14 protein-coding genes and 1 pseudogene are annotated in these 13320 nt (G+C 68.3%); 12 read left to right on the forward strand and 3 right to left on the reverse strand.

Features of this window, described 5'->3' with window-relative positions; all coding sequences use genetic code 11:
* The first annotated feature begins 45 nt into the window (after positions 1-45).
* On the forward strand, positions 46-909 hold the full coding sequence (locus HMPREF9062_RS01825) for an SDR family oxidoreductase (protein WP_009748301.1): 864 nt from the start codon (positions 46-48) through the stop codon (positions 907-909).
* Here the strand turns inward: HMPREF9062_RS01825 and HMPREF9062_RS13400 are convergent.
* A pseudogene (locus HMPREF9062_RS13400) lies at positions 909-1010 on the reverse strand (thiamine-binding protein); the annotation flags it as partial. The gene HMPREF9062_RS01825 and the pseudogene HMPREF9062_RS13400 sit on opposite strands and share 1 nt — an antisense overlap.
* An 88-nt stretch (positions 1011-1098) precedes the next feature.
* On the opposite strand from HMPREF9062_RS13400, the gene HMPREF9062_RS01830 reads away from it, so the two are divergent.
* From HMPREF9062_RS01830 to HMPREF9062_RS01880, 11 genes are all read left to right on the forward strand, one after another.
* The gene (locus HMPREF9062_RS01830; protein ID WP_009748302.1) at positions 1099-1740 is read left to right on the forward strand and encodes a MerR family transcriptional regulator; all 642 of its coding nucleotides are present in this window, start codon (positions 1099-1101) and stop codon (positions 1738-1740) included.
* A 15-nt stretch (positions 1741-1755) separates the two neighbouring features.
* Positions 1756-2184, forward strand: coding sequence for a carboxymuconolactone decarboxylase family protein (locus HMPREF9062_RS01835; protein ID WP_009748303.1), 429 nt, complete (start codon positions 1756-1758; stop codon positions 2182-2184).
* A 144-nt stretch (positions 2185-2328) separates the two neighbouring features.
* On the forward strand, positions 2329-3285 hold the full coding sequence (locus HMPREF9062_RS01840) for a siderophore-interacting protein (protein WP_009748304.1): 957 nt from the start codon (positions 2329-2331) through the stop codon (positions 3283-3285).
* A gap of 110 nt (positions 3286-3395) precedes the next feature.
* Positions 3396-4166: a TetR/AcrR family transcriptional regulator gene (locus tag HMPREF9062_RS01845; protein ID WP_009748305.1), complete on the forward strand. Its 771-nt coding sequence runs from the start codon at positions 3396-3398 to the stop codon at positions 4164-4166.
* Positions 4163-5542 (forward strand): Acg family FMN-binding oxidoreductase, encoded by a 1380-nt coding sequence (locus tag HMPREF9062_RS13405; RefSeq protein WP_009748306.1) that lies wholly within the window; start codon positions 4163-4165, stop codon positions 5540-5542. Before HMPREF9062_RS01845 ends, HMPREF9062_RS13405 begins: the two co-directional genes overlap by 4 nt.
* Positions 5543-6063: 521 nt before the next feature.
* Entirely contained in the window at positions 6064-8343 is a 2280-nt protein-coding gene (locus tag HMPREF9062_RS01855; RefSeq protein WP_009748307.1) for a hypothetical protein, read from the forward strand.
* 21 nt (positions 8344-8364) lie between these two features.
* Positions 8365-8976: an Imm5 family immunity protein gene (locus tag HMPREF9062_RS01860; protein WP_009748308.1), complete on the forward strand. Its 612-nt coding sequence runs from the start codon at positions 8365-8367 to the stop codon at positions 8974-8976.
* 33 nt (positions 8977-9009) lie between these two features.
* Positions 9010-9621 (forward strand): Imm5 family immunity protein, encoded by a 612-nt coding sequence (locus tag HMPREF9062_RS01865; RefSeq protein WP_172634822.1) that lies wholly within the window; start codon positions 9010-9012, stop codon positions 9619-9621.
* A gap of 37 nt (positions 9622-9658) precedes the next feature.
* On the forward strand, positions 9659-10261 hold the full coding sequence (locus HMPREF9062_RS01870) for an Imm5 family immunity protein (RefSeq protein WP_034254504.1): 603 nt from the start codon (positions 9659-9661) through the stop codon (positions 10259-10261).
* 33 nt (positions 10262-10294) lie between these two features.
* Positions 10295-10906 (forward strand): Imm5 family immunity protein, encoded by a 612-nt coding sequence (locus HMPREF9062_RS01875; protein ID WP_009748311.1) that lies wholly within the window; start codon positions 10295-10297, stop codon positions 10904-10906.
* Positions 10907-10938: 32 nt separating this feature from the next.
* On the forward strand, positions 10939-11550 hold the full coding sequence (locus HMPREF9062_RS01880) for an Imm5 family immunity protein (RefSeq protein WP_009748312.1): 612 nt from the start codon (positions 10939-10941) through the stop codon (positions 11548-11550).
* Positions 11551-11585: 35 nt separating this feature from the next.
* Here HMPREF9062_RS01880 and mtnN read toward each other — a convergent pair whose 3' ends face one another.
* Together mtnN and HMPREF9062_RS01890 are read right to left on the reverse strand one after the other, a co-directional pair.
* Positions 11586-12383 carry a 5'-methylthioadenosine/S-adenosylhomocysteine nucleosidase gene (gene mtnN, locus HMPREF9062_RS01885; RefSeq protein ID WP_009748313.1) on the reverse strand — a complete coding sequence of 266 codons (798 nt, stop codon included), beginning with the start codon at positions 12381-12383 and terminating at the stop codon, positions 11586-11588.
* Positions 12384-12455: 72 nt separating this feature from the next.
* Entirely contained in the window at positions 12456-13136 is a 681-nt protein-coding gene (locus HMPREF9062_RS01890; protein WP_009748314.1) for a TetR/AcrR family transcriptional regulator, read from the reverse strand.
* Positions 13137-13320: the final 184 nt, after the last annotated feature.

The following is a 13320-nucleotide window of genomic DNA, read 5'->3' on the forward strand; positions in this document are numbered from 1 at the left end:
TAGTGCAGTTGACGTAACTGGTGCACCGTATGCACTAATGACATCATGGTTGACATCATTCACGGCGCCACGGGCGCTCAAGGCTCTCCCGTCCTGTCCGCTCTCACCGCTGCCGGACGCACTGCCATCGCGGCGGTCCGCCATCCTGAGGCGGTCCCCGGCGGCATCGCCGCTCGGCAGGTCGACCTGGCCTCGGCGGACTCCCTCGCCTCCGCCTACGAGGGCGCCGACGGCGTCTTCGTCCACCTGCCCATGGGCGCGCCCGAGGCGGCGGCCGTCCAGGCCCGGGCCGTCGTCGAGGCGGTCGACCGGACCCGCCCCGGTCGTGTCGTCATCTCCACCAGCGGGCAGATCGTCGACCAGCCGGACTCACCGCTGCAGGCGGCCGCGGGCAGCCCCATCATGACGCTCATCGACGGCGTAACCGGCAGCGGCGTCCCCACGGCCGTCGTCGCCCCGCGCCTCTACCTGGAGAACCTGCTCCTGCCGGTCGTCCTGGCACCCGCGCGTCAGGAGGGCGTCCTGCGGTACCCGCTTCCGGCGTCGTTCCCGGTCTCCTGGAGCTCGCACCTGGACGTGGCCGACGTCGTCGCCCGCCTGCTGATGGATACCTCCGTCAGCGGGACGGTCGCCGTCGGCCACCGGCCCGGTCTGACGGGAGCGGACCTGGCCGCGGCCTTCTCCAACCACCTGGGTCGCGAGGTCCACTTCGAGGCCATCACGCCGGAGGCCTTCGGCGAGCTCATCACACCGCTCTTCGGGCCGGCCGCGGCGCCGGTCGTCGAGCTGTACCGGGCCCTCAACGCGCAGGACGGCTGCACCATCGCCGAGGACGGCAGCGCCCAGGAGCTCCTGGGGCTTCGACCGCGTCCCGTTGAGCAGTGGCTGAAGGACTTGGCGATCTCGTAGCCGGAGTCGCGCACCACGCGCACGGCTCGAGCCACTGCCTCGGAGACCGAGCCGTCGGGTGCGTCAGTGGTGGTCGGGAATACCGAGAAGGCGAGGAGCATGCGGTCAGGCTGGCGCCGTAGCGGCACCCGGGTCTCCGCTCCGACGGCTCTTGCCTTCGAGCGCGCTCGAAGTCCTACGGTCTGCGTCATGACCAACGCGACTGCGCCCGGCGACGGGCCCGACGACGCCCGGCTCCGCGAGGCGCTGCGGCTCGCCTCCGTCCCGCCCAGTGACGACATCGGACCGCCGGGTGGGCCCGGTGCGGCCGGGTGGGACATCGCGACCACCGCCGACCGTCTGGGCACCAGTGCCCACACCCTGCGCTACTACGAGCGGATCGGGCTCGTGCGGGTGGAGCGCGATGCCTCCGGTCGCCGCCGTTACGACGCCGCGGCCCTGCGGCGTCTGGTCTTCCTCACCCGGATGCGGACCTCGGGCATGACGATCCGCGACCTGCGTCGCTACGTCGAGATGGTCGAGGCCGGCCGGGACACGGTGCCCGAGCGCCTGGCCATGCTCACCGAGCACCGCGACGGGCTGCGCGCCCGGATCGACGAGCTCCGGCTCGCACTGGCCGCCACCGACTACAAGATCGCTGCCTACACCCGGGAGCTGAAGGACCAGGCCACGGCGGACGGCACCGACGACGAGGCGACTGAAGCCAGCCATTCATCACTCGATTCCGCCACCTACGACGTCCTCAGTACCCGCGGCTCCAACGGTCGCCCCGGCACGAGCCGTCTCGAGGCTCCCGACAGCACCACTAACCCCCCAACGCACCAGCACTGACAAGGAGAACCCATCATGACCACCGAGACTGCCTATCCCCAGTACGACGTCGACAGCCCCGAGAACTTGGCCCGACGCGAGCGCGGCCTGGAGGTCGCCCGCTCGATCGACGGTGAGGCGGCCCAGGCCGTCATTGACTCGCTGGCCGACATCAGCCCGGCGCTCGGCCACCACATCGCGGCTTTCGGCTTCGGGGACGTTTACGCCCGCCCGGGCCTTGAGCCGCGCAGCCGGCAGCTGGTGACGATCGGTGTGCTCACGGCCCTGGGCGGTTGTGAGCCGCAGCTGAGGATCCATATCGGGGCCGCTCTTAATGTGGGCCTGACCCGTGAGGAGGTCATCGAGGCGATCCTGCACGCCTCGGTTTACGCGGGCTTCCCACGGGCGCTCAACGCCGTCTTCGCTGCCCGTGAGGTCTTCGCCGAGCGCGATGCCGCCGAGTGAACCTCCGCTGCCGCCTCCCTGCCGAGATCGGTGATCGTACGCAGCGGGGTCTTGATACGACATCGTGGGCTATTGCATCAACCTGCTTATTGTTAGGTATGCTTTTCCTTAGTTATTGCAGACGCGCGCGAAGGAAATATCGAGATGAGCCCGGCACGACCCTCCGCCTCGCCGACTTCCCCGTTCCGCTTCTTCCACGTCGCGGTGGCGACGATCCGCGATATCACGCCCTCCATGCGGCGCTTCACCTTCATCGGGGACGAGCTGGTCCATTACGCCGATCCGGGGTGGGACCAGCGGATCAAGTTGGTGCTGCCGGCGCCGGCATCGGGCTACGAGCAGTTGCCCGATGGCGAGGACTGGTACGGCCGCCTGATGAGGCTGCCCGAGGAGCACCGGTGCCCGATTCGCACCTACACGACGCGCTCGGTGCGTTACGACGTCCCGGACTCCGGTGGCACAGCCGGAACCGGGACCGAGGTGGATGTGGACATGGTGGTGCACGATCCGCTGGGGCCGGCCTCGCGCTGGATCCACGGAGCCGAGCTCGGTACCCGGGCGGTGCTGTTGGGACCGAATCGGCAGTGGGACGGTGAGGCCGGGGGCGTGGACTTCGTGCCCCCGCAGATGACTGAACGATACCTGCTGGGCGGGGACGAGACGGCCGCTCCCGCGATCGCCCGCATCCTGGAGGACGTGCCGGCCGACGCCCGGGGAATCGCCGTCGTCGAGATGCCCAGCCGGAACGACGTCGCTTATCTGCCCGCGCATCCGGGGATCGAAGTGCGGGTGTCCGGACGCGACGGGCGCGCGCACGGGGAGGTGCTCGTTGAGGGCATGCGCCGGGCCGCCGAGGAGCTGTGTCCGGTGGGCGTGCCGCAGGAGGTCGAGGAGATCGACGTCGACCGCGAGCTGCTGTGGGACGTACCCCGCCATGCCAAGGGAGGGGACGCGCTCAGGCGCACGAGCCTGTACGCCTGGCTCGCCGGGGAGGCGGCCGCGGTGCGGACGATGCGCCGTCACCTGGTCGGCGAGCGAGGCATCGACCGGCGTTCGGTGGCCTTCATGGGCTATTGGCGCCAGGGTCGAGCCGAGAGCTGAGTCCGCGGGCCGGTCCTGCCGCACCCGGCGGCAGCAGGTGACGTTCAACCGGCGCCGGAGACCGTCCAACCTAATTAGAGTGTTTACTCTAATATTGCTATGGTCACCGCATGGCCGAACCCGACGAACACACCAAGCCCACTGAGACGGCCGGGGCCGCGGGCTCCGCAGAGCCCGGCGAGACTGCGCGGGCGTCCCGCGCGCCTCAGACGTCCTGCGCACCCCGTCCCCGGCCCGCACGCGTACCGAAGCGGGCGGCGCCGCGCCGTGCCGCCATCCTGGAGACGGCCCGCCGGCTGTTCGCCGAGCATGGGATCGACGCGGTGACGACGAACCGCATCGCCGAGGTCGCGGGAATCAGCCCCGGCAACCTCTACTACTGGTTCGCCTCGAAGGAGGAGGTCGTCCGCGCTCTCTTCGAGGACTGGAGCCGGCAGATGCGCATCCCCTCCGACGAGACCGATACCCCCGAAGACGCGCTGCGGATGATCTGGACGCGGGCTGCCCGCACCCGTCAGCCGGACCCCCGCTACGCCTTCTTCCTGCGCGACCTCTTCCCGCTCCTGCACGCCGACCCGCTGCTCGCCGAGGCCTACCGCCACGGCTACACGAGCCGTCGCGACGAGTTCGTCCGCGTGATCGACGGGCTCATCGACGCCGGTCTGCTGCGCCGCCCCGAGCCGCCGACGACAGTGGGCGAACTGGTCGGTCTGCTGTGGCTGGTCTCGGAGACCGCCCAACCTTTCGCTGACGTCGTCGGCGACGCGACGGTCGACCCTCGCCGTTACGGACGCGCGCTCATGCAGCCGCTGCTCACCGACGCCGGACGGCGCGCGCTCGACCTGCCCGTCCCGCACAGCCGACAGGAAGAACTCGCATGACCGGTTCCTCATCCGCCTCAGCCGATTCCGCACCGGACCCCGTGAGCGCTCCCGAGCCTCCCGACGACGGCATCGCCCTTGAGCCTCCCGCTTCCCTCCCGCGGCCCGCACGATCCACTCGATCCGCGCAACGGCGCCCTTCCCGGCGCACGGTGCTCAGAGCCGCGGGTGCCGGCGGGGCGGCCCTGCTCGTGGGCGCCGGCGCCGTCGGCGCGCGCGGGGCGGCGAACGGCGTGTGGAACGCGGGCCAGGGCGCGCCCTACGAGCTGTGGGAGAGCTGGCGTGAGGCCGACGGCCTGGACCGATTGGTCGCCGCCGCGACGCTGGCCGCCAACCCGCACAACATTCAGCCGTGGTCCTTCACCGTCGGCGAGGGGACGATCGACCTGTACGCGGACCCGCAGCGGGCCATGCCGGTCAACGACCCCGACGGGCGCGAGCGGGCCGCCGGCTACGGCTGCGCCATCGAGAACCTCACGCTCGCCGCGAGGTACGACGGGTACCGTGCGCGGGTCGCCCTGTGGCCGGACGGCGGGCCCGGCGTCAGCGGACCCGACAGCGCCGACGGCATCGACGGCACCGCCCGAGCCGACCATGTGGCACGTGTCGTGATCGACACCGCCGCGCCGCCGAGCGAGCGCGAGCGGTCGCTGGTCAAGGCGATCGCGACGCGCCGCTCTAACCGCGGCCCCTACTCCCCCCAGGACCTGGACGAGAACCTGCTCGCCTCCCTCACTGAGGACGTCCCCGTCGACTCCGGGACAGCGACCGCCGAGCTCGTCTGGGTCACCGAGGCGGCGGCGATGTCCGCCCTCGCGTCCCTGTACGTCGACGCCACCCAGGAGATCGCGGACGACGCGGAGATGTCCGCCGAGACCTTCTCCTGGTTCCGGGGCGACCGGGCCGGCATTGAGCGTCATCGCGACGGTCTCACGCTCGACGGCCAGGGGCTGGACGGCCCCACCCTCGCCGCGGCGAAGATCCTGCCCGCGCAGTCCCGGGAGTCCGGGGACTCCTTCTGGGTCAAGCGGACCCGGGAGGTCCACACGGCGACGGCGCGCGCGTGGGGTGTCATCCGGGTGCCCGACGTCGCCGATCCCTGGGCCCGTATCGCGGGCGGCCGCCTGCTTCAGCGCACGCACCTGGCGGCCACCGTCGCCGGGCTGGGGCTTCACCACATGAATCAGGTCTCCGAGCGCATCGCCCGTCGCGCCGCGCTGGGGGACGAGGACCCGCTGTCCTCCCGCTGGGTTGAGGCCACCGGCGTCCCCGCGGGGGAGAGTCTGCTCGCCTTCCGAGTCGGCTACCCCGAGCACGACGCCGTCCGCAGCCCCCGTCGCGCCCTCGACGACGTTCGACGGCCGGTGCGGACGTGAGGGTGAGATACTGCGGTGGTGGGGGGGCAGGTGCTGGGGGTCGCGCTGGCAGCGTTGTCGGAGGGGTCGGGCTCATCGCTCGCCGGCTCATCGTAGGGGTCGGCCCTCGGGTGCTGCTCCGCCGGTCACGAGCCGAATGAACCGGGCCCGGCGGGCCGTCGGGGCTCCCACCTCTTGCTCGAGTGGCGACGACGTGCGTACCGTAGGACTGTGACGGATATCTCTGGTCCGTAGTTCCGCTGTCGAAGGGCCCTGACGAAGACGATGCTGGCGAGTAGTCGATGACGAGTGCGGGAGCGGAGCCGCCTGGTCCGCCCGGCGACTGGAGCGGATACGGTCTGTGGTCGGACGTCACCGGTCCGTCATCGGCTCGGGCGCCGTCAGCCGGTTCAACCTCCGGGTACGGGATCATGCCCGACGTCAGCCCAGGGGGCTCAGCCGGTGGCCCGAGGCCTCCTGCCGGCGGTCCGCTGGCTGTCGCCGGTGGCCCGCCGTCCGGTGCCGCCGGTGGCCCGCCTGAGTTGTGGGAGCGGGTCTCGGCCGCCTACAAGCGGTGGCTCGGCCGTCATGAGGCGTTGGCCCGGGTCCTGTACCGTCTGTCGCGCATAAGTCAGCGGGCTGCACTCATCGCCCTGGTGGTGGCCCTGGTGGTGGTGCCGCGTTTGGGGATCGCGTTGGTTCCCATGGTGTTCATGCTGGGGTGCCTGGCGGTACTCACGGTGGCCGCTCGCACGCGGACGGTGACGTGGCGGTCGGTGACGCTGATGATGTCGGCGAGCGTCCCGTGGGCCCTGGTGGTGGCTCTGGTCACTCAAGCGGTCGGCAGTGCCTGCGGGTTGACGCCGTTGGACGACGGGATGAAGATCGCGCTCGCCGCCTTCGTCGAGGAGCCGGGCAAGCTGATGCCGCTGCTGGTGGTCGCGCTGGTGGCGCCGGGACGGGTGCGCCGGTTCGCCTTGGCGGACTGGGCGCTACTGGGTCTGGCGGCCGGGGCGGGGTACACGATCGCCGAGGACGGAGTGCGCCGTCTGAATGCGCCCGGGCTGCTGCAGTCGATCCTGGGGGAGAACAGGGTCGGGTACTCGCTCAACCCGTGGACCGCCGGCAGCTTCTCGACCTCCGGCTCGGGCCTGACCGACCTGCTGACCGGGAAGCATTCCTCGGCGATCATGACCGTGGGTCACCAGGTCTCGACGATGACGCTGGCTATGGGGATCGGTCTGGGCATCGCCCTGTGGCGCGCGCGCCGTCCGCTGAGGGCGGCCGGTCGTCTTCTGTCCTGGGTGCCCCCTGTCGGGGCCCTGGCGATGGCGGTCGCCGACCACGCCGGGTACAACGCGACCGTCTCCTCCTCTTCCTCGTGGGTCGACTCGGGCGAGGGGATCCCGGCCTGGCTGCGGCTCATGTGGTTGACCGGTGGGCGGGGTCACCTTCAGGTGCGAGTTTCGGTGGGCCTGTTCCTCGTCTGCCTGCTCGTCGACGCCTACCGTCGGCTGGGGGCGGGCCCATCCGGGCGGACCGTGTTCGAGGCGCCCCGGGTGCCGATGCCCGGTCTGGCCGGTGCACCGCCGCCGGTGCGGGTAGTGGTGCAGGCCGTGGTGGCGCTGGTCGCGTTCACGTGGAGTGATGCGGCGGTGGTTCTGGGCGCCTACGCGGACCCCGCGATGGACCGGGCCGCACGGATGGCGAACGGCCGGGCCATGGGAGTGCAGGTGCGCGGTGTGCGAGCCGACGCGATGGCGGCCACGACCCCCGGATCCGAGCCCGGGGCGCGGTGGCGCTTCCGGCTGGTCGCGCTGGTGGTCGGTGTGGCGGGGGCGGCGGCGTGCGGCTGGTACGGGACGCTGGTGGCCCGCGGCATCGGCCACTCGGTGATAGCCGACGGCGACGGCGTGTTCTTCGCGGGCCTGCTCGACGGGCTGGCGGCGTGGTGGGAGTCGCTGGGGCTTGCCGGGCAGATCCTCGTGACTGCGTTGGGTGTGCTGGTGCTGACGGCGAGCGGCCTGTCCCTGGCGCTGGCGCTCGGTGCGGTGGGTGTGGGTACCTGGGCCTTCTCCCACGGGCACGGCCTGGCCTCATTCCTGCGCAGTCCAAGGGCCGCGGCCCGCGGCTATGTCATGACGGTGACGCCGGGCCAGCTGGCCCTCGACCTGCTTGACTTCGCTCTGACTTTCATTCCCGGCTCGGCCCTGGGGCTGGGGGTGCGGACGTCGGCGGAGTCTCTGGCGGCGAGCCGGGCGATGAGGGAGGGCATTGAGGCTCAGGAGCAGGCGGTCAGGCAGGCGGCTGACGCGTTCCACAACGAGCTGGTCCTCGAGTCGCGGGACGCGTACCAACGGGCGGTGCGGGCGAAGGAGTCGTTGCCGAAGATTGAACGGTATAATACCAAAACTGTTTCAGCTGATCGTGTTCAGTCGCTCAGCGGGTGGAGACTGGGCCGGCGACCGGGCGGCTTCCAAGATCCCAATGTTGACGAGGTGCTCAGGGTGACGGACGACATGGGTTATCCTCGTGAACCCAAAGGATGCAGAGATCATGGCGAGCCGGGGCGGTATTATGCATCTCATGCGGAGCGACAGGAGGCGTTGACCGCTGAGACGCCGGCCGTTGGCGTCTCCAAGGAGCTGTGCGAGGACTGCCCCGACTGGTTCCGTCATTTCGCCCAGCATCGGGGGCGGACCTGGTATGTTACTGACCCGGACGGTACCTGGATCTTCGGTGCCGACGGCTCCGTCACCATGCCCTCCGGGCAGCAGATCGCATTCGGGGAGCTTTTCCCGGGCAAGTATCTGAACCATTAGTGAAGGAGGAGAGTGAGGCTCATGATTGATATGGTTGCTGTGAATAGGGAGATTGAGCGCGGTCGAGCCGAGTTGGCTGCCAGCAGTGAGGGGATTCTCGGTATTGCGCAGCGGCAGCGGATCTGGGTGGCGATGAATGACCCGGATGATCCGGAGGCGTCCTACCGGCATCGGACGTACTTGAAGATCGCGTGCGTGCGTCACGTGCAGCACTACTGGGACCGCACCTTCCCATCGAACTCGGGCGTGGAGGAGATGCTCGTCCTGACGCAGGCCCTCATCGACCGCAAAGCAGACCCCAAGCGGGCCGAGAAGCAGGCTTACGAATTCTTCGACCACATTATGGCCCACACCGATGTGACTCCCGACCTTGAGCCGGCTATCGGAGTTGCTGATGCGGCCTCGAAGACTGTTTTCTCGGCGTGCTGCCGTAACCCCGACTATGACACTGCGGAGGACGAGGATGACGATGATGAGCTTCTTCCTGACGCTCTTGAGCCGAGCTACTCGTGCGCGAGTGCTGCTGCCGGCGGTATGAACTGGCAGCCCGCCGAAGAGCTCGACATCGAAGCCCGCCGTGCCTTCTGGACCTGGTATTTGGACGTGGCCATTCCCTGGGCCCTGACCACCTAAGATGCGACGAAGGAAAGGAGGGGGGCGAGGTTCATGATTGATATGGTTGCTGTGAGTAGGGAGGTTGAGCGCGGTCGGGCTGAGTTGGCTGCCAGCAGTGAGGGGATTCTCGGTATTGCGCAGCGGCAGCGGATCTGGATGGCGATGGATGATCCGGATGACCCGGAGGCCTCCTACCGTCACCGGACCTACTTGAAGATCGCGTGCGTGCGTCACGTGCAGCACTACTGGGACCGCACCTTCCCGTCGAACCCGGGCGTGGAGGAGATGCTCGCCCTGACGCAGGCCCTCATCGACCGCAAGGCAGACCCCAAGCGGGCCGAGGAGCGGGCCGAGGACTTCTTCGATGACATTATGGCCCACACCAACGTGACTCCTGATCTTGAGCCGGCTATCGGAGTTGCTGATGCGGCTTCGGGTACGGCTATGACTGCTTGCTATCGTAATCCTGACTATGACATTGCGGATGGTACGGAGGATGATGATGAGCTTCTCCCGGCTTCTCTTGAGCCGAGCTACTCGTGTGCGAGTGCTGCTGCCGGTGGTATGAACTGGCAGCCCGCCGAAGAGCTCGACATCGAAGCCCGCCGCGCCTTCTGGACCTGGTACCTCGACGAAGCCATCCCCTGGGCCCTGACCACCTAAGATGCGACGAAGAGGATGAGTGAGGTTCATGATTGATATGGTTGCTGTGAGTAGGGAGGTTGAGCGTGGTCGGGCCGAGTTGGCCGCCAGCAGCGAGGGGATCTTGTCGCTTAAGCAGCGGACGCGGATCTGGGTGGCGATGGATGATCCGGATGATCCGGAGGCGTCCTACCGGCACCGGACCTACTTGAAGGTCGCGTGCGTGCGTCATGTGCAGCATTACTGGGACCGCACGTTCCCGTCGAACCCGGGCGTGGAGGAGATGCTCGCCCTGACGCAGGCCCTCATCGACCGCAAAGCAGACCCCAAGCGGGCCGAGAAGCGGGCCGTGCAGTTCTTCGACGACATTATGGCCCACACTGACATTACGAGGATTACAGCACCTGCCGTTATGGTTGCTGATGCGGCTTCGGGTACGGCTATGACTGCTTGCTATCGTAATCCTGACTATGATATTGCGGATGGCACGGAGGACGATGATGAGCTTCTCCCGGCTTCTCTTGAGCCGAGCTATTCGTGTGCGAGTGCTGCTGCCGGTGGTATGAACTGGCAGCCCGCCGAAGAGCTCGACATCGAGGCTCGCCGCGCCTTCTGGACTTGGTATCTGGACGAAGCCATTCCCTGGGCCCTGACCACCTAAGATGCGACGAAGGAAAGGAGGGGGGCGAGACTCATGATTGATATGGTTGCTGTGAATAGGGAGGTTGAGCGCGGTCGGGCCGAGTTGGCCGCCAGCAGCGAGGGGATCTTGTCGCTCAAACAGCGGACGCGGATCTGGATTGCGATGGATGATCCGGATGACCCGGAGGCCTCCTACCGGCACCGGACGTATTTGAAGGTCGCGTGCGTGCGTCATGTGCAGCATTACTGGGACCGCACGTTCCCGTCGAACCCGGGCGTGGAGGAGATGCTCGCCCTGACGCAGGCCCTCATCGACCGCAAAGCAGACCCCAAGCGGGCCGAGGAGCGGGCCGAGGACTTCTTCGACGACATTATGGCCCACACCAACGTGACTCCTGATCTTGAGCCGGCTATTAGGGTTGCTGATGCGGCTTCGGGTACGGCTATGACTGCCTGCTATCGTAATCCTGACTATGACATTGCAGATGGCACGGAGGACGATGATGAGCTTCTCCCGGCTTCTCTTGAGCCGAGCTATTCGTGTGCGAGTGCTGCTGCCGGCGGTATGAACTGGCAGCCCGCCGAAGAGCTCGATATCGAAGCTCGCCGCGCCTTTTGGACCTGGTATTTGGACGAAGCCATTCCCTGGGCCCTGACCACCTAAGATGCGACGAAGGAAAGGAGGGGGCGAGACTCATGATTGATATGGTTGCTGTGAATAGGGAGGTTGAGCGCGGTCGGGCCGAGTTGGCCGCCAGCAGCGAGGGGATTCTCGGTATTGCGCAGCGGACGCGGATCTGGGTGGCGATGGATGATCCGGATGATCCGGAGGCGTCCTACCGGCACCGGACCTACTTGAAGATCGCGTGCGTGCGTCATGTGCAGCACTACTGGGACCGCACGTTCCCGTCGAACCCGGGCGTGGAGGAGATGCTCGCCCTGACGCAGGCCCTCATCGACCGCAAAGCGGACCCCGGCCAGGCCGAGAAGCGAGCCGGGCAGTTCTTCGACGACATTATTGTCCGCACCGATGTGACTCCTGATCTTGAGCCGGCTATTAGGGTCGCTGATGCGGCTTCGAAGACTGTTTTCTCGGCGTGTTGTCGTAACCCCGACTATGACACTGCGGAGGATGAGGATGACGATGATGAGCTTCTTCCTGACGCTCTTGAGCCGAGCTATTCGTGTGCGAGTGCTGCTGCCGGTGGTATGAACTGGCAGCCCGCCGAAGAGCTCGACATCGAAGCCCGCCGCGCCTTCTGGACCTGGTACCTCGACGAAGCCATCCCCTGGGCCCTGACCACCTAAAACACGACGAAGAGGATGAGTGAGGGGTCGCCGCGTCAGCGCGTTCCGCCCAGGACCGCCAGGACGACGGCGGCGCTGCGGGCGGCGGCTTCGTCGACGCCGATGTGGAAGTCCTGCCCGGCCCGCGGTCCGCACAGGTCGGAGACGCCGCGGATCGAGACGAACGGGACCCCGGCCCCCGCGGCCACCTGCGCCAACGCCGTCGACTCCATGTCCGTGCTCACCGCCCGCGGGAACAGCTTGCGCACTCGGCCCGCCGTCGCCGCCGTGACGAACGAATTCCCCGCCAGCATCCGGCCAACGCGAATGCGCGCCGAACCCGACGACGGCGTCGCCCCCGCCAGCGCGGCGGGCCCGACCTCCTCCACCCGCGTCAGCAGTGCCGCGTCCGCCTCGAAGACGGCCGGCTGGCCCGGCGTCTGCCCGTAGGCGTAGCCGAAGGCGGTGGCGTCGGCATCGGTGAAGGCCAGGGCCGTCGAGGCGCACACGTCCCCGACCTCGACGTCGAGCCCGAGCCCGCCCGTCGTGCCCGCCGAGACGACGACGTCGGGCGTCACCCGGGTGAGTGCGGTGGCCAGGGCGCTGGCGGCCGCCACCAGTCCGATGCCGCTGCGCACGAGGAGCAGCTCGCGCGGACCGACGCCCTGCACTGTGCTGCCGGCTGGACTGGGCGCAACGAGCGCGATCGCCTCGGCATCACCGTGCAGTGCCACGGGCTCGGCGGCGTCGGAGCGGGGCAGAGCCTTCAAAAACGGCCGGGCCTCCTCGGGCATGGCGACGGCGACGACGGCGGCGACCGGGCGGGGATGGGAAGATGCGGGAGTCGTGCTCATGGCCCTGAGCCTATGCGGGTGCCGCCCGCAGCGGTCGGGTGCACCCCGCCGACCCGCACCATTCCCGCGCCATCAGCTCGCCTCGGCGTCGCCCTCGGTCACGGGAGCGGACAGCGCCATGATGATCGCCCCGATGATGTGCCGCAGGTAGGCCCGTGGGTCGTCGGCGTCGTGGCCCGCGATCGTCATCCCCGTCGCCTCCTCGGCCAGAGAGTCGAGGAAGAACAGGCACACGGCGTCGCCGATGCCCTGCGCGGCTACCACCGGCCGCCTGCCCATCCGCGCCAGCAGGGACTCGACGCAGCCTGCGATGGCCGTGTCCAGGACCCGACGGCCGGCCGCGGGAACCTGCGGCGAATCGGGATGGCGCATCCGATGGAGCATGTGCTCGGTGCAGATGATGTACATGACGCGGGCCTCAGAGCGCAGCGAGTCCAGCATCTCCATGAGCGAGTCGATCGTGGGCTCCCCTTCAATGGCGTCGGCGGCGGCTTCGATCCGTTCAACCATCGCCGCCAGGCGCTCGACGATCGCCTCGTTGAGGACCTCGTCCAGCGAGGAGTAGTTGGAGTAGAAGGCGCCCCGGGTAAAACCGGCTCGCCTGACGACGTCGTCGATGCGGGCGCCCTCCATCCCCTTGGCCATGATCACCTCGGCCGCGGCCTCCCGCAGGCGAGCCCGGGTGTTCTCCCTCTTGCGCAGACCGCGCCCGCTGCGGGACTCGCGAGTGGCGCGGCGCGCGGTAGGCGGCATGGCGGGCTCCAGGTGTCTCGGGTCGACGATCAGGACGGTCAGGGCGGCACGGCGAGTGCTAGAACCGATGGTACCGGGCAGCGGTGGTAAGTGGGCTCACACCATCTGAATTTTTCATACAGAAGTGTATCGAGTACGTTCCTGTACTGAACTTGTTTCCGCCTCGTCGTCGCGACATGTGAAA

Source organism: Actinomyces sp. oral taxon 448 str. F0400 (assembly GCF_000220835.1).
Lineage (GTDB): Bacteria > Actinomycetota > Actinomycetes > Actinomycetales > Actinomycetaceae > Actinomyces.

Coding starts and splice junctions, on each gene's coding strand:
- HMPREF9062_RS01830 (WP_009748302.1), top strand. CDS start 1,099: ATGACCAACGCGACTGCGCCCGGCGACGGGCCCGACGACGCCCGGCTC.
- HMPREF9062_RS01825 (WP_009748301.1), top strand. CDS start 46: ATGGTTGACATCATTCACGGCGCCACGGGCGCTCAAGGCTCTCCCGTC.
- HMPREF9062_RS01890 (WP_009748314.1), bottom strand. CDS start 13,136: ATGCCGCCTACCGCGCGCCGCGCCACTCGCGAGTCCCGCAGCGGGCGC.
- HMPREF9062_RS01860 (WP_009748308.1), top strand. CDS start 8,365: ATGATTGATATGGTTGCTGTGAATAGGGAGATTGAGCGCGGTCGAGCC.
- HMPREF9062_RS01865 (WP_172634822.1), top strand. CDS start 9,010: ATGATTGATATGGTTGCTGTGAGTAGGGAGGTTGAGCGCGGTCGGGCT.
- HMPREF9062_RS01835 (WP_009748303.1), top strand. CDS start 1,756: ATGACCACCGAGACTGCCTATCCCCAGTACGACGTCGACAGCCCCGAG.
- HMPREF9062_RS01840 (WP_009748304.1), top strand. CDS start 2,329: ATGAGCCCGGCACGACCCTCCGCCTCGCCGACTTCCCCGTTCCGCTTC.
- mtnN (WP_009748313.1), bottom strand. CDS start 12,383: ATGAGCACGACTCCCGCATCTTCCCATCCCCGCCCGGTCGCCGCCGTC.
- HMPREF9062_RS01875 (WP_009748311.1), top strand. CDS start 10,295: ATGATTGATATGGTTGCTGTGAATAGGGAGGTTGAGCGCGGTCGGGCC.
- HMPREF9062_RS01845 (WP_009748305.1), top strand. CDS start 3,396: ATGGCCGAACCCGACGAACACACCAAGCCCACTGAGACGGCCGGGGCC.
- HMPREF9062_RS13405 (WP_009748306.1), top strand. CDS start 4,163: ATGACCGGTTCCTCATCCGCCTCAGCCGATTCCGCACCGGACCCCGTG.
- HMPREF9062_RS01870 (WP_034254504.1), top strand. CDS start 9,659: ATGGTTGCTGTGAGTAGGGAGGTTGAGCGTGGTCGGGCCGAGTTGGCC.
- HMPREF9062_RS01880 (WP_009748312.1), top strand. CDS start 10,939: ATGATTGATATGGTTGCTGTGAATAGGGAGGTTGAGCGCGGTCGGGCC.